Source organism: Microbacterium aurantiacum (assembly GCF_002872075.1).
Lineage (GTDB): Bacteria > Actinomycetota > Actinomycetes > Actinomycetales > Microbacteriaceae > Microbacterium > Microbacterium aurantiacum_A.
Window position 1 is genome coordinate 1 of sequence record NZ_PGGU01000009.1, and the last position, 19,750, is coordinate 19,750.

A 19,750-nucleotide genomic window follows, 5' to 3' on the forward strand; every position below is an offset into this window, starting at 1 on the left:
ACGTCATAGACGTCGCGGACCAGCCAGTTCTCGTCGAGGCGCACGAGCACCAGCATCGATTCGGATGCCGCCGCCCGCTGTTCACCCTCCTCGTGGGCAGAGCCGGCCGGAGTCACCCGGATCACCGCGACGTCGCCGTACTCGTCGACGAGGGCAAGTTCGCGATCGGTCCCGACAGCGCCGAGTCGCTCCACGACACCGACCGCGCCTTCCGCCACAGCGGCGGTGCACGCGGCGTCCTCTGCCTCGGCGCAGGCTCGGATGACCGCGAGCAGAGCCGTCGCCGCATACACCGGGTCGCTGCCCTCTGCGGTCGGCGGACCATCTGTTTCGCCGGACGACGCCGTGGGCTCGTCCGGCGTCGCGCTCGCGGCCGGCTCCTGCGCGGGTGACGTCTGCTCCTCGGACGGTGGGGTCCCGGCATCCGAACCGCCATCGGTCTGTGCCCCGGCTTCGGATGCCCCGCCGGTCGGCCACAGCAGCCCGACGGCCAGCACCGCAGCGGCGGCCGCGCCTGCGACGATCAGGGCCCGGCGTCGCTGCCGTGCAGGCCGGGGAACGGCCGATCCGCTCCCCGTCTGCTTCGAGGAGCGCTGGGAGGCCTCGGGACGCAGCGCGGACAGGGCCGACCACCTCCCCCGCACCCACCGGCGGACGACCTGTACGACCGCCGCCAGGCTGCGGTCCGGAGCCGCGTCGGTCGCATCCTCGAAGACAGCTCGCTGCGGAACGATGTCCCGTGCCCGCTCGGGCGCGAAGACCTCGCGGCGCAGTGGCCGCGGCGCTGCGTTCTCGAACAGCTCCCGCTCCCAATCGTCCTGGACTCGGCGCGGTACCCGGGGCTGATCCAGCCCCTGCTGCACACCGGTGAGCGTCCTGGCCAGCGCTCGGTCCGTCGTGCTCTCCCGCAGCCGCGCGACGATGCGCGCTGCGGACTCCCGAGCGCTCTCGCCCTCGCCGAGCACGAAGACCGGGCGCCCCTCGTCGGTCAGCCACCAGCCCCCGCGAACGTCCGCCCCGCCGTCGAGCTCATCGACTCCGCGGAGCAGACTACCGACCAGCGTGGCCGTCTCGCCCGCCGTCACCGCGACTCCGGCCGCCGCACGACGCCCGAGAAATGCGGTGAGCCGCTCCGAGCACCAGGGCAGCAGCACGTCGTGCCCGTCGGGCCGGCGCACTACATCCAGCGGCCCCGCGACGTGCTCCGCACCGCCGTAAGCCCATCCGTCCCATCCGCTGAGCGCCGCGGCGTCGATCTGCACGGCGACGCCGCTGCCACGGGAGACGAGCGCACCGGCGAACGGCCCCTCCTGCGCCTCCAGCATCCGGATCACTCGATGTGCGCCGGGCACGAGAGTGCGGTCGCCGCCGTCCTTGTCACGATCTGCCATGGATCCCATGACAGCGCAGCGTCACGCCCAGTGGGGGCCGAGGGGCGCGATGTGGACGAACTCCTCGGAATCACACGCTGTGCAGGAGAAGTCGAACGAGCTGGCCATCGAATATCGAATCCGCCCGGCGCGAACGCCGACATCCGCAGCATCCCGGACTCGGTAGGCTGATACCTATGGCAAAGCGTGCTCCTGACCCCGAGAAGCGTCCTGGGTTCTTCTCCCAGATCAAGTCCCTCTTCAGGTTCACCCGTGAGGCTTACGCCTGGCTGCCCTGGGCTCAGATCGCGATCCTCGTCGCAGGCATTCTCGTCGGCCTGGTCGTCGGCTATCTGATCCCGCCGTTCCAGGTGTGGACGCTGATCCTCTGGGGCATCACCGGTCTCATGCTCGGCGTGCTCGGCTCGCTCTTCCTGATGACGCGCCTGTCCACGAACGCCATGTACAAGAAGATCGACGGCATGCCCGGTGCCACTGGCCACGTGCTCAGCAGCAGCCTGGGCCGCAGCTGGCAGGCATCCGACTCACCGGTCGGCATCAACCCGAAGACTCAGGAGGCGGTCTACCGCACCGTCGGCCGCGGCGGCGTCGTCGTCGTCGGCGAGGGCTCCCGCGGCCGTCTCACCCGCCTCATCAACGAGGAGCGCCAGAAGGTGCAGCGCGTCGCGCAGGGTGTCCCGGTGACGGTGCTGTACGTCGGTCACGGCGAAGACGACGTGCCGATCAGTCAGCTCGCCAAGACCATCAAGAAGCTGCCGAAGGCGATCGACAAGACCACGATGGCCGCCGTCATCCGCCGCATCGAATCGGTCTCGCAGTCGCTGTCGTCGCTGCCCATCCCGAAGGGCATCGACCCGACCAAGGCACGTGCACAGCGTCCCCGCTGACACTTCGCACCTGGACGAAGAAGCGGCCGCCCTCCTCGGAGGCGCGGCCGCTTCTTTCGTCTCGGTCGATCACTCCGAGAGCGGCTCGCGCGGCAGGCGGCGCACCTTCGCGCGGCGCCGGCGACGCTCGGGGATCATCGAGCGCATCTCCTCCAGCTTGCCGAAGCAGAACAGGCGGTCCTCCGCCTCCAGTACGACATGCTTGCGCGGGTTCGGGATCACCGAGACGCCGCGATGCAGGGTGAGCACCGTGATGTCGCGCTCCCAGAGCCCTGCCTCGCCCAGCGTCTTGCCGATGAGGTCGGCAGCGCCGTGCACGAGCAGCTCGGCGACGCCGTACCCGGTCGAGACCGTGAGCCGCTGGCGGACGTCGATCTCGGGGAAGGCGACCTGCCCGGCGATGTAGTCGATGATGGCACCCGCGACGTCGAGGTTCGTCGCGGTCTCGATGCCCTGCAGACCCGGCGAGGAGTTGACCTCCATCACCAGCGGGCCGTCCTCGCCCTCGAGCATGTCGACGCCGGCGACGCGCAGACCCATGATCTGCGCCGAGCGCACCGCGGTCCTCTCGTACACCGGATCCAGTTCGACCCGCTCGACCGATCCACCGCGGTGGACGTTGGAGCGGAACTCGTCACCGGCCGCCGAGCGGCGCATCGCGGCGACGACCCGGTCCCCGACGACGAGTGCGCGGATGTCGCGTCCACGACTCTCGGAGATGAACTTCTGGATCAGCACGTTCTGCTTCGTCGAGTGCAGGGTCTCGATGATCGCCTCGGCGACCTTCACCTGCGGCGCGAGGATGACGCCGATCCCCTGGGTGCCCTCGAGGAGCTTGATGACGACGGGCGCTCCCCCGACACGTTCGATCGCCGGGCGCACATCGGCGCGATTGCGCACGAACGCCGTGGGCGGCATCGCGATGTTGTGGCGCGACAGGATCTGGTTGGCGCGAAGCTTGTCGCGCGCGCTGGAGATGCCGTTCGCGGTGTTCGGCGTGTACACATCCATCTGCTCGAACTGACGGACCACGGCGGTGCCGAAGTACGTGATCGAGTTGCCGATCCTGGGCAGGATGGCGTCGTAGTCGCTGAGCTGCCGGCCCCGGTAATGCAGGTCGGGTTCGTCGGCGGTGAGGTCGATGGCGAAGCGGAGGGTGTTGAGGACTTTGACGGTATGGCCGCGCTGGAGGGCGGCCGCTCGCAGACGTTGAGTCGAGTATGCCTGCGGGGCACGGGAGAGCACGGCGATCTTCACAAGGTTTTCCTGCCAGGATGTATCAGGTGAGTAGGTCAACCCATTCAAACACCCTTACGGGGTGGCGCGAGTGGGTGAGCCTGCCCGATCTCGATGTCGAGTGGCTCAAAGCCAAGATCGACACCGGCGCGCGCACTTCTTCTCTGCATGCGTTCGACATCCACGAGTTCGAGCGGGACGGCGACGCCTGGGTGCGGTTCCAGGTCAAGCCGTGGCAGGACAGTCAAGAGGATGCCGTCGTCGTCGAGTGCCCGGTCCACGACCGTCGCGCGGTGCGCAGCTCCTCAGGACACGCGCAGGAGCGACTCGTCGTGAAGCTGCTCGTCCGCCTGGTCGATCGCGAGGTGCTCGCGGAGGTGACGCTCAGCAACCGTGACGAGATGGGCTTCCGGATGCTGATCGGCCGGGAGGCGCTCCGCCGCGGATACGTGGTCGATCCCGCCCGCTCGTTCCTCGGCGGCAGGGCGCCGCGCGAGGCGCGTCGCCGTAACCGCGGACGCGACTGAGCTCAGGCCCGGACCAGGACGGTCCGCACGGCCTTGTCGTGGAGCCCTCGCTGATCCTCGTCCCAGATCACGGCAGGGATCACGACGATCAGCAGGAGGGTCCGCACGATCGGACGCCACAGCCCCACCCAGCCGCCGTCGAGGCGTACCACGCGCATCCCGAGGATGCGGTGCCCCGGGCTGCCGCCGGCTGTCGGGATGAACAGGATCTGCAGCACCGCGAAGACGACGAGCGGGGTGAACTGTGTCAGCCCGGCCTCGGAGGGCAACGCGAACTGATTGAAGCCGAGGAACGCCGTCGCGATGATCGTGGCGGCGGTGTAATCGATCAGGAGGGCGCCGATCCGGCGTCCGGCCCTGGCCACGCTTCCGGCGCCCGTCCGCGGGAGTCCGAGTCGTTCACCGGGGTACGCGCTCACAGCATCCGTCACCTGCCCAGCCTACCGAGGGTACGTAACACGCCCGAAACAAAGTGGATACTGGGAGGTAACCCTCGCGCCGTACTGTGCAGAGTGGCCGTGAAGCCCCGATCCGCTATTCAGGAGTCGTTACCCATGTTCAAAGATTCATCTGAGGTGCTGAGCTACATCAAGGAGAACGACGTCAAGTTCCTTGACATCCGTTTCACCGATCTGCCTGGTGTGCAGCAGCACTTCAACATTCCCGCTGCCACGGTCGATGAGGACTTCTTCGTCAACGGACAGCTGTTCGACGGCTCCTCGATCCGCGGCTTCGCGAGCATCCACGAGTCCGACATGCAGCTCATCCCCGATGTCTCCACCGCTTACGTCGACCCGTTCCGCGAGGCCAGCACGATCGTGATGCTGTTCGACATCTACAACCCGCGCACCGGCGAGATCTACTCGAAGGACCCGCGCCAGGTCGCCAAGAAGGCCGAGAAGTACCTCGCGTCGACCGGCATCGCGGACACCGCGTACTTCGCTCCCGAGGCCGAGTTCTACCTCTTCGACGACGTGCGCTACGAGGTCTCGGCCGGCAAGAGCTTCTACCAGGTCGACTCCGAAGAGGCCGCGTGGAACACCGGCCGCGAGGAGGAGGGCGGAAACCTCGCCAACAAGACCCCGTACAAGGGCGGCTACTTCCCCGTCTCGCCGGTCGACAAGACGGCGGACCTGCGCGACGACATCACGCTGAAGCTCATCGACGCCGGCTTCATCCTCGAGCGCTCGCACCACGAGGTGGGCACCGCCGGCCAGCAGGAGATCAACTACCGCTTCGACACGATGGTGCACGCGGCCGACGACATCCTGAAGTTCAAGTACATCGTCAAGAACACCGCTGAGCTGTGGGGCAAGGCCGCCACGTTCATGCCGAAGCCGCTGTACGGCGACAACGGCTCCGGCATGCACACGCACCAGTCGCTCTGGAGCGAAGGCAAGCCGCTGTTCTACGACGAGACCGGCTACGGCCAGCTCAGCGACGTCGCACGCTGGTACATCGGCGGTCTGCTCAAGCACGCGCACGCCGTGCTCGCCTTCACGAACCCGTCGCTGAACAGCTACCACCGCCTGGTGAAGCACTTCGAGGCTCCGGTCAACCTGGCGTACTCCGCCGGCAACCGGTCGGCCGCGATCCGCATCCCGCTGACGGGCTCGAACCCGAAGGCCAAGCGCATCGAGTTCCGCGTTCCGGATGCCTCGGGCAACCCGTACCTGGCATTCGCCGCGCAGCTGATGGCGGGCCTGGACGGCATCAAGAACCGCATCGAGCCGCTCGAGCCCATCGACAAGGACCTGTACGAGCTTCCTCCCGAGGAGGCCAAGAACATCCCGCAGGTTCCGAACTCGCTGCTGGACTCGCTGACCGCACTGGAGAACGACCATGACTTCCTCCTCGAGGGCGGCGTGTTCACCAAGGAGCTCATCGAGACCTGGATCTCCTACAAGTACGACAACGAGATCTTGCCGATGGCCCAGCGCCCGCACCCGTTCGAGTACGAGCTGTACTTCGGGGTCTGATCGACAGCTTCACCCAGAAAGGGCCCGCCTCAGCGTCATGCTGGGGCGGGCCCTTCCATGTGTCCGCGTGCTCTCTTGATCCGCCCCGCGACGGTTCCTATGCTGGCCGGGACGACGCGAGGAGGAGCACATGTCCAGACCACCCGTGCTCGGCGGGGACACGCCGGAGCGTGCGACACGGCACCGCACCGTGGTCGTCGACGGCGTACGCGTCTTCTACCGTGAGAACGGGCCGGCGGACGCGCCGGTTGTGCTTCTCCCCCACGGGTATCCGTCTTCGTCATTCGCGTACCGCAACCTCATGCCCGCGCTGGCCGACCGATGGCGCACCATCGCTCCCGACCTGCCCGGCTTCGGATACAGCGACACGCCCGGCGCTTCGGAGTTCTCGTACACGTTCGACGGCTACGCGGCCTTCTTGGAGCGGTTCGTCGACGTGCTCGGCCTGAGCCGCTTCGTCCTCTATCTGCACGACTACGGCTCGCAGTTCGGATTCCGGCTCGCGCTCTCAGCGCCGGAGAAGGTCACGGCGTTGATCATTTCCAACGGAGACATCTACGAGGATCAGCTCGGGCCGAAGTACGAACCGCTGAAGGAGTTCTGGAACAGGCCCACAGAAGAGGGACGACGCGCGCTCGGCCAGAACGTGAGCGAAGAGGGATTCCGCGACGAGTTCGTCGGCGAGGTCGACGAGATGCTCGCGGAGCGAATCCCTCCGGATCTGTGGACTCTCGCCTGGGCGCAATTGGGGACGCCTGAGCGCCGCGAGAACCTCACGAACCTGCTCGCCGACCAGCGGCATACCCTGGCCTGGTTCCCCCGAGAGCAGGCGTATCTGCGAGAGCACCGGCCTCCGACGCTCATCGTCTGGGGCCCTCAGGACGGATACATGCCGGCGGGGGCGGCTCGCGCGTACCACCGCGATCACCCCGACGCCGAGTTGCATCTCGTCGACGGCGGGCACTGGCTCCTCGAGACCAGCTTCGACGAGGTCGTCTCCCTCATCCGGGAGTTCCTGGATCGTGTTCTCCCGATGCCGCCGACACGAGAGGGCCCAGAAGCGCCGTAGTGTTCAATGGTTGGATCCGATCGGAATCACGGGGAGATGACCATGCGTCGACGCAGCACCGCAGTCACGACTGCCGAACAGCCGCGGCCGGCTTCGAAACCGGGGCGCCAGTCCCAGGCCTGGAAGATCAACCCCTTCACGTTCGGCCTGCTCGGTGCCCTCGGGGTCCTGGTCGCGCTGCTCATCGGCGGAATGGTCGGCCAGCTCGCGACGGTGCTCGTCTACATCGGCGTCGCCCTGTTCCTCGCACTGGGTCTGGACCCGCTCGTCGCCCTGATCGAGCGGAGACTCCCGCGTCCGGCCGCCGTGACCATCGTCGTGGCGTCCGTCCTTCTCGTCTTCGCGGGGATCATCGTCGCCATCGTGCCGATCCTGGTCGAACAGATCACGAACCTGATCGACGACGGCCCCCAGATGGTCGCCGACATCACCGCCAGCGCCTGGTTCAAAGACATGAGCGCGCAGTTCGGGACGGTGTTCCAGGACGCGGCGGACGGCGTGCTCAGCTTCCTCCAGGACCCGGGCAACTTCGCGAACATCAGCGGGGGCGTCCTCGCGGTGGGCGTCGGCATCGCCGGCGGTTTCACGGCCGTCACGATCGTCCTGATCCTGACCCTGTACTTCATGGCCTCGCTGCGCGGCATCAAGCGAACCGCGGTCCGCTTCGTCCCCGCTTACCAGCGGTCGCGTTTCAGCGGTCTCCTCGAGGACGTGTCCGGCGCCGTCGGTCGCTACGTGATCGGCCAGGCGAGCCTCGCCCTCATCAACGGCGTCCTCAGCCTGATCTTCCTGAGCATCATCCAAGCCCCGGTTCCGGCCCTGCTCGCCCTCCTGGCCTTCATCGGATCGCTCATCCCGCTGGTCGGCACGCTGAGCGCGTCCATCGTCATCTCGCTCATCTGCCTGATCGCCGCGCCTCAGACCGCGCTGATCGCCGCGATCTACTACCTCGTGTACATGCAGATCGAGGCATACGTTCTCAGCCCCAGGATCATGAGCAGAGCCGTCGCCGTCCCCGGCGCGGTCGTGGTGATCGCCGCTGTGGGCGGCGGAGCGCTGGGTGGAATCCTCGGCGCCCTCGTGGCCATCCCGGTCGCGGCAAGCGTCATCATCATCATCCAGAAGGTGACGTTCCCTGCTCAGGACGGCAAGATAGTGCCGCCGGACGGCGATCTGATCGTCAGTACACCCTGAGAGCGGCCGGCTGCACGCGCACCGAGAACACCGACACCTCGCCCAGTTCTTCGCCGTCGACCTCGAACGCCTGCGGCCGGGCGAGTTCGACCGTGATCCGCTTGGCTGTGAGGTGACGGGTCGACTCCGTGCTCACCGTTTCCGGCTCCAGCGTGAACAGGCGCCGGATGCCGTTGTCCCAGACGACCGTTCGCACGGTGTCGAGCCACTGCAGCGCTCCATCGGCGCTGATCAGGAGCAGGTCGAGCAGACCGTCATCGAGGGTCGCATCCGGTAGCAGGCGGATGCCGCCCTGCACCATCCCGCAGTTCCCGATCAGCAGCGTGTGGCCCTCGATCTCCTGCGGATCGTCGTCGTCGAGGGTCAGCGTGATCGACGTCATCTCGGTGCCGGCGAGGGCGCGGCCCATCGCCTCGACGTACGCGAGCCATCCGGCGCGATCCTTCAGGTCGTCATCGGTCTCGACGAGCATCTGCGCATCGATGCCGAAGCCCACCATGACTGCGAAGGCATGCTCCTCGCCGTCCAGCTCCACCCAGCCGAGGTCGATCGCCCGCGGCACGCCGTCAGAGACCCGCGCGAGCGCGGCCGGGATGTCCTCCAGCGGCAGTTCGAGATTCCGCGCGAGAAGGTTCCCCGTCCCCTGCGGCACGATGCCGAGGACGACGTCGGTACCGGCGACGACCTCCGCAACTGCGCGCACCGTGCCGTCGCCGCCTACGGCGAGCACGGTGCCGCAACCGGCATCGACAGCCTCTCGCGCCATGCCCCGACCCGGGTCATCGACGCTCGTCTCCCACCAGCGCACATCCGTGTCCGAGTCGAATGCGGCCTCGACCGCGGTGCGCAGCTGGTCCTCATCGATCTTCGAGGGATTCCAGATCACGCCTATGGAATTCGTCATGGATTCACTCTGCGTGACGCGGTCGCTCCATGCAACTCGCGAGGTGCGGACTCAGCCGTAGAAGAGGTGCTCGAAGGCGCGGCGGGCGCGGCGCGTGACCGCGAGGTAGTCCTCCTCCACCTCCGTTGCGGAACGATCCGGATATCCGAGCAGACGGCCGATGGCATCGAGCTGTCTGCGGTCGGTGGGCAGCACATCGCTGGTCTGCCCGGTCAGGAGTGTGATCGCAGACCGCAGACGGCTGGAGAGGCGCCACGCCTCGCGCAGAAGCGCCGCAGACGCATCCGGGATCAGCTCGGCCTCGACCGCGGCGTCGAGGGCCCCCAGGGTCGAGGTCGTGCGCAGCCCCGGCACATCGTGCGCGTGCTGCAGCTGCACGAGCTGCACCAGCCACTCCACGTCGCTGAGCGATCCGGGCCCGAGCTTCAGATGGCGTCGGGGATCGGCCCCCTGAGGCAGCCGCTCACCCTCCACCCGCGCCTTGATGCGCTTGATCTCCCGGAGGCCCTGCAGATCGACGGCCGACGGATATCGGATGGCATCGGCCATCGCGGTGAACTTCGCGATCAGCTTGAGGCTTCCCGCGACGCCCCGTGCCCGGAGCAGAGCCTGCGCCTCCCACGAGAGCGACCAGCGCCGGTAGTACTCCGCATAGGCCTCGATCGAGCGCACCACAGGGCCGTTGCGCCCTTCCGGCCGCAGGTCGGCATCGAGGTCGAGGGGCACACGGTGATCCGTGAGGTGCTCGCGCAGCCCGGCGACGAGGCGAGTGGCGAGCGTCTGCGCGCGCTGCGGGTCGATCCCGTTGGCGTCGTACACGTAGAGGATGTCGGCATCCGACCCGAATCCGAGCTCCGCGCCGCCGAATCGGCCCATCCCGATCACGGCGAAGTCGAGCGCATCGTCTTCCGGCGGGACGATCTCCCGCCGGACGGCACGCAGCGCCGACTGGATCGTCGCGTCGGTGATCTCGGTGAGCGCGGTCGCGATCTGCTCGATCGAGAGCACGTCAAGCACACCGCCCATGGCCGTGCGCAGCAGCTCGCGGCGGCGGAGAGCCCGAACCGCCCGTAGCGCGTCACCCACCGTGTCGTGGCGGGTCTGGATCGCCCTGGCCTCCTCGTCGAGCGCCTTCTGCCCGCGCGGTGTGAGCAGCTCGGCGCTGTCGAGCCAGGCGACGGACTCGGGGAAGCCGTCCATGAGCTCGCCGACGTAACGCGACGACGAAAGCAGCCTCGTGAGGCTCTCGGCCGCTCCGGAGGAGTCCCTGAGCATCCGCAGGAACCACGGGGTGTCGCCGAGGCGTTCGCTGATGCGGCGGAAGGCCAGCAGGCCGTAGTCCGGGTCGCTGCCGTCCGCGAACCAGCGCACCATGATCGGCATCAGGTGCCGCTGGATCGTCGCCTTGCGGCTGAGGCCCGTGGTGAGGGCGCCGATGTGGCGCAGTGCGCCTGCAGGGTCGCGGAAGCCGATGGCGGCGAGTCGATCGCGCGCCTGTTCCGTGGAGAGCGTCCGCTCCTCCTCCGGCAGCGAGGCGACCGCGCTCAGCAGCGGGCGGTAGAAGAGCCGCGTGTGGATGTCGCGCACCTCCCGGCGCACGTGCTCCCAGCGCTCCCAGATGCCCTCTCCGGTGTCGGCGAGGCCGCTGCCGCGGGCGAGGATGCGCAGACCCGCCGGCGTGCGCGGCATGAGGTGCGTCCTGCTGAGCTCGCGCAGCTGCAGACGGTGCTCCATGAGTCGCAGGACGCAGTAGTCGTCGGCGAACGTCGACGCCTCCGCGCGTCCGATGTATCCGCCTTCGACGAGCGCATCGAGGCTCTCCAGGGTGCCGCGGGTGCGCAGCGACGCGTCGGTGAGGCCGTGCACGAGCTGCAGCAGCTGCACCGTGAATTCGATGTCGCGCAGACCGCCGGAACCCAGCTTGAGCTGATACGGCGCATCCTCCGGATCGATGTGCTCCATGACGCGCTCGCGCATCCGCTGCACGCTGTCGACGAAGTCCTCGCGCGCGGCACTGGACCAGATCTTCGGCTGCACCGCGGCGATGTACTCGCCGCCGAGCTGCGGATCGCCGGCGAGAGGGCGGGCCTTCAGCAGCGCCTGGAACTCCCAGCTCTTCGCCCAGCGGTCGTAGTAGGCCAGGTGGGAGGCGAGCGAGCGCACCAGGGCGCCCTGCTTGCCCTCGGGGCGCAGGGCGGCGTCGACCTCCCACAGCGGAGGCTCGACCTCGATGCCGCTGAGGCCGCGCATGGTCTCGCGGGCCAATCGCGTGGCGATGTCGATGGCTTTGGACTCGGCGAGGACATCCTCGTCCGCGGTTCCGCCGACGAAGATGACGTCCACGTCGCTGACGTAGTTCAGCTCTCGAGCACCGGCCTTGCCCATTCCGATGATCGCGAGCAGCGTCGCAGCGATCTCCTCACGGCTCGTCGTGGCCAGCAGGCGCGTGCGGGCGACGGCGAGCGACGCTTCGAGCGCGGCGCCGGCCGCGTCGGCCAAGGCGGCGGCCACGGCTGCCACCAGCGCAGTCGGATCCGGATGCGCGAGATCGACGGCGGCGATCGCCGCGATGCTGCGACGGTACGCGACGCGCAGAGCGACCAGAGCCGAGTCGTCGCCGGAGTCGGCGAACCCGTCCTGCGCGCCGACCGAGGCGAGCAGGTCGTCACGCAGCTTCTCCGCGCTCGGCAGTTCGTCGGTCTCCACACCGAGGACCGAGATCTCGCCGGGATGACGGAGGAAGAAGTCGGCAAGGCCCTGCGAGGCGCCGAACACGCGCCAGAGTCTGCGCCGGGCGGCGGGATCGTCACTCAGCGCGCGCAGGGGCGCAGGATCGCGTCGTGCGACACGCAGCATCCCGATGACGGCGGCGTCGGGGTCCGCGGCTCCCACGTCTTCGAGCAGCAGCGCGCGCTCACGACCGAGCAGCGCCGCGAGTTCCGACAGCGAGTCCGCTGCGGTGCTGAGCTCTGCGAAACCGAGCCTGGCGAGCGCGGAGAGCGAGACGGAATCGTCCAGGCGTGCCATGCGGGCTCAGAGCAGCTCGAGGTTGCTCTTCAGCTCGAACGGCGTCACCTGACTGCGGTAGGCCTCGACCTCTTTGCGCTTGTTGAGAAGCACGTAGTTGAAGACCTGCTCGCCCAGCGTCTCGGCGACGAGCTCGGACCCCTCCATGAACTCCAGCGCGTGATCCAGGCTCGTCGGCAGCGCGGCGTAACCCAGGGCGCGGCGCTCGGACTCGCTCAGCGACCAGACGTTGTTCTCGGCCTCCGGCGGCAGCTCATAGCCCTCCTCGATGCCCTTGAGACCGGCGGCGAGCATGAGCGCGTAAGCCAAATACGGGTTCGCGGCCGAGTCCAGTCCCCGGTACTCGACGCGGGAGGACTGGCCCTTGTTCGGCTTGTACATGGGCACGCGCACGAGCGCGGAGCGGTTGTTGTGCCCCCATGTGACGAAGCTCGGCGCTTCGTCACCGCCCCAGAGCCGCTTGTACGAGTTCACGAATTGATTCGTGACCGCAGCCATCTCGTTGGCGTGCTTGAGGAGACCCGCGATGAAGTGCCGTCCGGTCTTGGAGAGCTGGTACTTCGCGCCCTCCTCATAGAAGGCGTTCTGGTCGCCCTCGAACAGCGACATGTGCGTGTGCATCCCGCTGCCGGGCTGCCCGCCGAGCGGCTTGGGCATGAACGTGGCGTACACGCCCTGCTCGATCGCGACCTCCTTGATGACGGTGCGGAACGTCATCACGTTGTCGGCCGTGGTCAACGCGTCGGCATAGCGCAGATCGATCTCGTTCTGACCGGGTCCGCCCTCGTGGTGACTGAACTCCACGGAGATGCCGAGGTCCTCGAGCATCCGCACCGAGCGGCGGCGGAAGTCGTGCGCCGTTCCCCCGGGGACGTTGTCGAAGTAGCCGGCGGAATCCACCGGCACCGGACCTTCGGGCCCGAACGAGGAGGACTTGAGCAGGTAGAACTCGATCTCGGGATGCGTGTAGAACGTGAACCCGGCATCCGCCGCCTTCGCCAGCGCGCGCTTGAGCACATGACGCGGGTCGGCCACGGCCGGCTGGCCGTCAGGGGTGGTGAGATCGCAGAACATCCGCGCGGTCGGGTCGATCTCGCCCCGCCAGGGCAGAGTCTGGAACGTGGTCGGGTCCGGCTGCGCGAGCAGGTCGGACTCGAAGCTGCGGGTCAGGCCCTCGATGGCCGACCCGTCGAATCCGATCCCCTCGGCGAATGCCCCTTCGACCTCCGCGGGTGCGATCGCCACGGATTTCAGCGTGCCGATGACGTCTGTGAACCACAGGCGGACGAACTTCACGCCGCGCTCTTCGATCGTGCGGAGCACGAAATCCCTCTGCTTGTCCATGGTTACTCTGCGCCCGCATCCTTGCTGGTGGCCCAGCCGTCGTCTGCCGCCTCTTCCTCGGCCCAGGCGCGCGAACGCGCCTCCAGGGTCTCGGGTGCGCGAGCTGCCTCTGCCTCGGTGTCGAAGGGTCCGACACGGTCGACCGCCGGCGAGATCATCCCGAATTCGACCTGCCCGGTCTCGAGGTTGTACCAGTACTTCTGATCGCCGTCTGACATGTGTCGTACCCTTTCGCGTCAACTGCAACGATCCTACTCGGGCCACCGCCGGTCGCTAAGCTATCGGCCATGGCTCAAGCAATCGGCGTCGATATCGGCGGCACTGGTATCAAGGCGGGAATCGTCAACCTCGACCACGGGACCATGGCGTCCGACAGGGTTCGCGTCCCCACTCCCGAAGGCGCAGCGCCCAAGGATGTCCTCCTCGCGGTGCAGACGGTCCTGAAGACCCTTGATGTGCACGACTCGAACATGCCGCTCGGCGTCGCGTTCCCGGCGATCGTGAAGCGCGGGAAGACCCTCTCCGCGGCGAACGTCTCGAAGGAATGGGTCGACTTCGATGCGGAGCGGTTCTTCCGCGACGGACTCGGGCGCAACATCGTCTTCGTGAACGACGCAGACGCGGCCGGCGTCGCCGAGGCTCGCCACGGTGCCGCTAGGGACGTCCGCGGCCTCACGCTGATGACGACGCTCGGGACCGGGATCGGCTCGGCGTTCCTCTACGACGGCGTGCTGGTTCCCAACACGGAACTCGGTCACCTGAACTTCGGCACCTACGACTCGGTGGAGAAGTGGGCCGCGACGTCCGCACGTGAGCGGGAGGGCCTGAGCTGGGCCGCATGGGCCGAGCGTCTGCAGGCGTTCTACTCCCACATCGAGTTCCTCTTCAGCCCTGACCTGTTCGTGGTCGGCGGAGGGGTGTCCAAGAACGCCGGCGACTTCCTGCCGCTGCTCGAGCTCAAGACGCCGATCGTCCCGGCGATCCACCGCAACAACTCCGGCATCATCGGCGCGGCGTCTCTCGCCGGCGACTGATCCTCAGACAACCCTGTTCACGCTGAAGGCCCCGATGATCTCGATCATCGGGGCCTTCATCACGTCGAGGCGAATGGGCCGACCTGTACGCCGGGTTCTGTTCCGGGGTTCTTCGCCCCTTCGACGGCCATCTCTCTCGGCGACACGTTGCCGTGCCGCTCCAGCGGTCTACCCGAGGACTCGGCGAGCCGCGTCAACATCCTCTGTCTGACCTTGCTCCGGGCGAGGTTTACCTGGCGGGCCGTGTCACCACGGCCCCCGGTGGTCTCTTACACCACCCTTTCACCCTTACCCCTTGCGGGGCGGTCTGCTCTCTGTGGCACTTTCTCGCGGATTGCTCCGGGTGGGTGTTACCCACCGCCCTGCCCTGTGGAGCCCGGACGTTCCTCGGTGCGGTTTCCCGCCACGCGACCGTCCAGTCAACCCATTCGCAGGTCCATTCTACTTCTCGGCCGACCGCGCCACCCGCAGGTCGAGCGGCACATCGATCGGGAACGCGCCGAACAGGCGCCGGGTCGCTGCGGCCGCGGCCTCGCGGACGGCATCGGCGGCGGCCTCGGCATGCTCTTCCGGGACGTGCAGGATCACCTCGTCATGAAGGAAGAACGCCAGGTGCGCCTCGTGCGCGAAGGGCCCGGATGCGGGGGCCGGCCTCGCTGCGGGGGGAAGGCGCTGCAGACGATGCCGGAGTTCGGCGAGCCAGATCAGCGACCACTCCGCCGCCGTGCCCTGCACGACGAAGTTCCGGGTGAACCGGCCCCAGTCCCGCGCGCGGCGACGCGCGACCGTCACCTCGGCCGCCTCGGCATCCGCATCTGTGGCCCGCGACTGGAGCGCAGCCCACTCCGATGACGGACGCGGCGAGGAGCGTCCGAGCCAGGTCGAGACGACTCCGCCGTCCTCCCCCACGCGGGCCGCCTCGTCGACGAGCGCCATCGCGCGCGGATAGACCTTGCGCAGTCGCGGAACGAGCCGGCCACTGTCACCGGTCGTCGCGCCGTACATCGCCCCGAGGACGGCGTACTTCGCCTCCTCGCGCGTGCTGACGGCGCCGGATTCCACGACGCCCGCATAGAGGTCGGTCCCGCGCGCCGCCCTGGCCATCGCCTCGTCGTGCGCCATCGCCGCCAGCATCCGCGGTTCCAGCTGCGCGACGTCCGCGACGACCAGGATCCATCCGGCGTCCGCCCTGACCGCGGGGCGGAGGCTGCGCGGCACCTGGAGCGCCCCGCCGCCCGACGATGCCCAGCGACCCGTGACGACGCCGCCGGTGATGTAGACAGGCCGGAAACGCCCCTCGTGCACCCACTCGGAGAGCCACGACCAGCCGTTCGCGCTGAGCAGCCGGGAGAGCTTCTTGTAGGCCAGCAGGGGCTCGATGACCGGATGATCGTGCTCGGAGAGCTCCCATCGGCCGGTGGATTCCGCGTGCACACCCACCCGGTGCAGCGCACGCAGCAGCTTGGGCTGGCTGTCCAGATGCAGCGTGGGGTCATCGAGGAGCTCACGCACCCGATCGCCGAGCTCGACCATCCGGCTGGGCAGGCCACCGGCGACGGGGCGGGAACCGAGCGTCGCGGTGAGGATCGCCTCGTGCGCGGCGACGTCCCACGGAAGACCCGCCGCGCGCATCTCCTCGGCGACGAGTCCGCCCGCCGATTCTGCCGCGCACAGGAGTGTCAGCCGCCCGTCGGTCGCTTCGTCGAGGACGCTGCGCTGCGCGCGGTACTGGTCGAGGAACTCGGCGACGGGGTCGGCCGCCACGCGTTCGACGACATCGAACAGGGCCGGCGCTTCGACGACGAGCTCGCGCGGGACCCACTCCGCAGACGGAGGCAGCGGATGCTCCACCGAAGCTGTGTCGCGCAGGATCGCGTGGCACAGCATCAGGTCGTGGGTGCGGGCGAGGCGCACTCCCGCCTTGAGAAGTCGCGGATAGATCTGCCGCGCGCTGCGCAGGATCCAGCGTGGGGCATCGGCCGCTTCCCGATCGCGGACCCAGTCGATGAGTTCCTTCGCGTCCAGCGCCGCGCGGCCCAGTTCGTCGCCGGCGTCATCGAATTCGATCGCCAGGAACGCATTCGGCCCCGTCTCGACGAGAGCGATCCGTCGTTCGAGAGCCGGTCGAGGCGGGGCGGTCACCGCCGTCGAGCGACCAAAAGGCAGCTCACAGGCCGGACTCCTCCGTGCGCACCAGGATGCAGCCGCACTCCGGGCAGAAGATCACAGCGTCGGGCTCGGCGCGGCGGATGTCGTTCAGGTCAGTGCTCGAGAGCACCATGCGGCACCCTTCGCAGGTGCCCCTCGTGAGGAGTGCCGCTCCGGTGGCCTTCGCGGCCCGGCGGGTGTACTCGGTGAGGAGGTCGGCCGGCAGCGGCGCCGTGACTGCGGCGCGATCGCGTCCGAGCTGGGCGATGCGCTCGGTCGCGGCGGCGACGTCGGCCTTCGCCTGCACGGTGAGCTGTGTGCCCTCGGCCGTCGTCGCGTCGATGAGCGCCTGCTGCGCGGCGACGGCGGCGTCCGCATCCTCGACGCGACCCATCACGTCGAGTTCGGCGTCCTCGAGGTCGCTGAGCCGCTTCGCCAGGCTGGCGAGCTCGTGCTCGAGAGCTTGCGCCTCCTTGGAGTTCGCGGACGCGGCGAGGCGCTCCGCATCGCGGGCACGACGCTGTTCGGCCATCTTGACGTCGGATTCCAGCCGGACGAGCTCGGTGCGTGCATCCTCACGGGTTCCGGTCAGCGCCGTGAGCTCACGCAGCTGCTCCTGGCGGAGGGCGGAGAGCTCGTTGATCCGCGACGACTGCGTCGGCTGGGTGCGAGCGCGTTCCGCCTGCGCGATGCGCCGATCGAGGTCGGCGACGTCGAGCAGGATGCGCTGGTGTTCCGGGGCTGCGTTCACCCTTCCAACTTAGTCGCTGGAGTGACGACGCCGTCGACGTAGAGCCAGCGCCGGTCCACTCGCACGAACCGGCTGCGCTCGCGCATCACACCGCGCTCGTCGCCCTGACGCCAGAACGCCTCGAACTCGACGACCCCCTCGTGGTCGAAGGGCCCGCCGCCGTCGGTGCCGACGATGACGAGGCGACGCCAGATCAGGCCGTCGTCGATCTCGATGTCATGCGGCCTGGTCGAGGGATGCCACGTGGCACGCAGGTGGTCCGTGTCGCCGAGCGCGAAAGCCGTGTACCGCGAGCGCATCAGGCGCACGGCAGTCGGGGCGGATGCTCCGTCGAGCAGCGGGCCGCAGCATGCGCCGTAGGCGTCCCCGGAGAAGCAGGGGCAGCGGTCATCGGGAGCAATGTCACCGGCTGCGCGCATCGCTCCAGCGTACGCTGAAGATCCGCCTCGAAAGGAGAACCCGTGAGCACTCAGTCCGTCACCGTCCCCCTGTTCACCGCCCACAACGGCTTCACTCTCCCCGCCATCGGCCTCGGCACCTACAGCCTGAACGGCGAAGCGGGGGCCGCGGCTGTCGCGGGCGCCCTCGATGCCGGCTATCGGCTGGTCGACTCCGCGTTCAACTACGAGAACGAGGGCGCGATCGGCCAGGGCGTCAGGGACTCGGCCGTGGACCGCAGCGAGATCGTCGTGACCACGAAGCTCCCCGGTCGCCACCACCGCGCCACGAGGGCTCGCACCAGCATCGAGGAGAGCCGTTTCCGCCTCGGAGTCGGCATCACGGATCTGCACCTCATCCACTGGCCGAATCCGCGGCAGGACGAGTACGTGCAGGCCTGGACCGAGCTCGTGCAGGCGCAGGAACGCGGCGCCGTACGCCAGATCGGCGTGTCGAACTTCCTCCCCGAGCACCTCGAGCGCATCGAACGCGAGACGGGGGTCCGCCCGGTCGTCAACCAGATCGAGGTGCACCCGTACTTCCCGCAGGAGGAGCAGCTCGCCTATCACCGCGAGCACGGCATCCTCACCGAGGCGTGGAGCCCGATCGGTCGAGGCCGCGACGTGCTCGATGAACCGGTCATCGCGGAGATCGCCGGCGCGCACGACATCACTCCTGCACAGACCGTGCTGGCGTGGCACGTCGCGCGCGGAACCGTCGCGATCCCGAAGGCCTCCTCTCGGGAGCACCAGGTCTCGAACCTCGCCGCGGCCGCCATCGCACTCGATGACACCGAGGTGGCCGCGATCACGGCTCTCGGCAGGCCGGACGGGCGGCTGTTCGACGCAGACCCGGCGACGCACGAGGAATCCTGATCGCCGTATCCGCCTGACGTACCGTCTTTCAGCGGCCGATGCCGCCCGCTGAACGGACGGTCTGCGTTCCGAGCACCCTGAGCAGATCGAGTTTGCCTGCGGCCTCGCTTCCCGGCGCGGCCGTGAGCACGATCAGTGCCTGGGATTCGTCCTCGGTGAGAAGCCCCTGGCAGTCGACTTCGATCTCGCCGAGTTCCGGATGCACGAGTGTCTTGTGGTACTCGAATCTCCGTCTGACCTCGTGGTCCCCCCAGTACCGGACGAACTCCGCACTGACGGCGCGGAGAGCTCGCTCGATCTCGCCCGCGCGCGATGCCGGCCCCCAAGTACCGTGCGCGGCCCGCAGCGAGGCGGCGAGGGTGCGCCCGTGACGCTCATGATCCCGCTCGGGATAGATCCGTCGCTCTTCATCCGGCCGGGCGAACCAGCGGTAGATCCCGCTGCGCTCCAACCCCGTCAGCCCGCGCGCGTCGCCGAACAGGGCCCGCGCCGGGCCGGTCTGGACGAGTACCTCGTCGAGGACGGACACGACGAACGCCGGGGTGTCGGCGAGCCGATCCAACACGCGGAGCAGGCCGGGCGGCACGTAGTCGCTGAACACGGCGCGATCCGGCGCACTGTGACCACTCACCCGATGGAGATAGTCGCGCTCGTCCGGAGAGAGGCGAAGCGCACGCGCGAGGGCCGAGAGCATCTGCACGCTCGGCTGAGGACCTCGGCGCTGCTCGAGCCGGGCGTAGTAGTCGGTCGACATCGCCGCGAGCATCGCGACCTCCTCGCGCCGAAGACCCTCCGTCCGGCGTCGCGGTCCCTCGCCGAGTCCGACATCGGCCGGCTTGAGCTCCTGTCTGCGCCGCAGCAGGAAGTCGGCGAGGGCATCACGATCCATTCCCGCAGTATCCCCCGCATCCCCATGCGTATCCAGGGAGCGGCGATCCGTGGATGA

General features: G+C 68.4%; 18 protein-coding genes and 1 other RNA gene. 7 read left to right on the forward strand and 12 right to left on the reverse strand.

The features are described from left to right. Positions 1-1,391: hypothetical protein (locus CUR96_RS08350; protein WP_102192855.1), on the reverse strand; the 1,391-nt coding region annotated here is incomplete at its 3' end. 176 nt (positions 1,392-1,567) lie between these two features. Here CUR96_RS08350 and CUR96_RS08355 point away from each other — a divergent pair. Continuing rightward, positions 1,568-2,278 carry a DUF4191 family protein gene (locus CUR96_RS08355; RefSeq protein ID WP_102192856.1) on the forward strand — a complete coding sequence of 237 codons (711 nt, stop codon included), beginning with the start codon at positions 1,568-1,570 and terminating at the stop codon, positions 2,276-2,278. Between the two features lie 69 nt (positions 2,279-2,347). Here CUR96_RS08355 and CUR96_RS08360 read toward each other — a convergent pair whose 3' ends face one another. Continuing rightward, positions 2,348-3,535, reverse strand: coding sequence for a RimK family alpha-L-glutamate ligase (locus CUR96_RS08360; RefSeq protein ID WP_102192857.1), 1,188 nt, complete (start codon positions 3,533-3,535; stop codon positions 2,348-2,350). Between the two features lie 17 nt (positions 3,536-3,552). On the opposite strand from CUR96_RS08360, the gene CUR96_RS08365 reads away from it, so the two are divergent. Then, positions 3,553-4,041: an ATP-dependent zinc protease family protein gene (locus CUR96_RS08365; RefSeq protein WP_102192858.1), complete on the forward strand. Its 489-nt coding sequence runs from the start codon at positions 3,553-3,555 to the stop codon at positions 4,039-4,041. Between the two features lie 2 nt (positions 4,042-4,043). Here CUR96_RS08365 and CUR96_RS08370 read toward each other — a convergent pair whose 3' ends face one another. Next, on the reverse strand, positions 4,044-4,472 hold the full coding sequence (locus CUR96_RS08370; protein ID WP_245861146.1) for an RDD family protein: 429 nt from the start codon (positions 4,470-4,472) through the stop codon (positions 4,044-4,046). A gap of 123 nt (positions 4,473-4,595) precedes the next feature. On the opposite strand from CUR96_RS08370, the gene glnA (CUR96_RS08375) reads away from it, so the two are divergent. The 3 genes from glnA (CUR96_RS08375) to CUR96_RS08385 all read left to right on the forward strand — a co-directional run bounded on the left by glnA (CUR96_RS08375) (position 4,596) and on the right by CUR96_RS08385 (position 8,283). Further along, the gene (gene glnA / locus CUR96_RS08375; protein WP_102192860.1) at positions 4,596-6,020 is read left to right on the forward strand and encodes a type I glutamate--ammonia ligase; all 1,425 of its coding nucleotides are present in this window, start codon (positions 4,596-4,598) and stop codon (positions 6,018-6,020) included. Positions 6,021-6,150: 130 nt separating this feature from the next. After that, positions 6,151-7,089: an alpha/beta fold hydrolase gene (locus CUR96_RS08380; RefSeq protein WP_102192861.1), complete on the forward strand. Its 939-nt coding sequence runs from the start codon at positions 6,151-6,153 to the stop codon at positions 7,087-7,089. Between the two features lie 36 nt (positions 7,090-7,125). Further along, positions 7,126-8,283 carry an AI-2E family transporter gene (locus CUR96_RS08385; RefSeq protein ID WP_180968980.1) on the forward strand — a complete coding sequence of 386 codons (1,158 nt, stop codon included), beginning with the start codon at positions 7,126-7,128 and terminating at the stop codon, positions 8,281-8,283. On the opposite strand, the gene CUR96_RS08390 is transcribed toward CUR96_RS08385, so the two are convergent. The 4 genes from CUR96_RS08390 to CUR96_RS08405 are packed head-to-tail and all read right to left on the reverse strand — an operon-like array spanning position 8,270 to position 13,776. Continuing rightward, the gene (locus CUR96_RS08390; protein ID WP_102192862.1) at positions 8,270-9,187 is read right to left on the reverse strand and encodes a diacylglycerol/lipid kinase family protein; all 918 of its coding nucleotides are present in this window, start codon (positions 9,185-9,187) and stop codon (positions 8,270-8,272) included. The genes CUR96_RS08385 and CUR96_RS08390 overlap by 14 nt on opposite strands. A 51-nt stretch (positions 9,188-9,238) precedes the next feature. Continuing rightward, a complete protein-coding gene (locus CUR96_RS08395; protein WP_102192863.1) occupies positions 9,239-12,214 on the reverse strand; it encodes a bifunctional [glutamine synthetase] adenylyltransferase/[glutamine synthetase]-adenylyl-L-tyrosine phosphorylase in 2,976 nt (991 codons plus the stop codon). A 6-nt stretch (positions 12,215-12,220) separates the two neighbouring features. Continuing rightward, positions 12,221-13,558, reverse strand: coding sequence for a type I glutamate--ammonia ligase (gene glnA / locus CUR96_RS08400; RefSeq protein ID WP_102192864.1), 1,338 nt, complete (start codon positions 13,556-13,558; stop codon positions 12,221-12,223). A gap of 2 nt (positions 13,559-13,560) precedes the next feature. Continuing rightward, complete coding sequence (locus tag CUR96_RS08405; RefSeq protein ID WP_102192865.1) at positions 13,561-13,776, reverse strand: hypothetical protein; 216 nt, start codon at positions 13,774-13,776, stop codon at positions 13,561-13,563. 69 nt (positions 13,777-13,845) lie between these two features. Here CUR96_RS08405 and ppgK point away from each other — a divergent pair, with 69 nt between their 5' ends. Next, positions 13,846-14,592, forward strand: a complete 747-nt coding sequence (gene ppgK, locus CUR96_RS08410; RefSeq protein WP_102192866.1) for a polyphosphate--glucose phosphotransferase — start codon at positions 13,846-13,848, stop codon at positions 14,590-14,592. Positions 14,593-14,662: 70 nt separating this feature from the next. Here the strand turns inward: ppgK and rnpB are convergent. From rnpB to CUR96_RS08430, 4 genes are all read right to left on the reverse strand, one after another. Further along, positions 14,663-15,019: RNase P RNA component class A (rnpB, locus tag CUR96_RS08415), an RNA gene on the reverse strand. A gap of 14 nt (positions 15,020-15,033) precedes the next feature. Beyond that, complete coding sequence (locus tag CUR96_RS08420) at positions 15,034-16,734, reverse strand: bifunctional 3'-5' exonuclease/DNA polymerase (protein ID WP_102192867.1); 1,701 nt, start codon at positions 16,732-16,734, stop codon at positions 15,034-15,036. A 25-nt stretch (positions 16,735-16,759) separates the two neighbouring features. Beyond that, positions 16,760-17,491 carry a zinc ribbon domain-containing protein gene (locus CUR96_RS08425; RefSeq protein WP_102192868.1) on the reverse strand — a complete coding sequence of 244 codons (732 nt, stop codon included), beginning with the start codon at positions 17,489-17,491 and terminating at the stop codon, positions 16,760-16,762. Then, positions 17,488-17,910, reverse strand: coding sequence for a YchJ family protein (locus CUR96_RS08430; protein WP_102192869.1), 423 nt, complete (start codon positions 17,908-17,910; stop codon positions 17,488-17,490). The genes CUR96_RS08425 and CUR96_RS08430 overlap by 4 nt, the downstream gene beginning before the upstream one ends. A 42-nt stretch (positions 17,911-17,952) precedes the next feature. Here CUR96_RS08430 and CUR96_RS08435 point away from each other — a divergent pair, with 42 nt between their 5' ends. Next, entirely contained in the window at positions 17,953-18,804 is an 852-nt protein-coding gene (locus tag CUR96_RS08435; RefSeq protein ID WP_102192870.1) for an aldo/keto reductase, read from the forward strand. 28 nt (positions 18,805-18,832) lie between these two features. Here the strand turns inward: CUR96_RS08435 and CUR96_RS08440 are convergent, their stop codons facing one another. Continuing rightward, positions 18,833-19,693 carry a helix-turn-helix transcriptional regulator gene (locus CUR96_RS08440; RefSeq protein WP_102192871.1) on the reverse strand — a complete coding sequence of 287 codons (861 nt, stop codon included), beginning with the start codon at positions 19,691-19,693 and terminating at the stop codon, positions 18,833-18,835. Between the last annotated feature and the right edge of the window lie 57 nt (positions 19,694-19,750).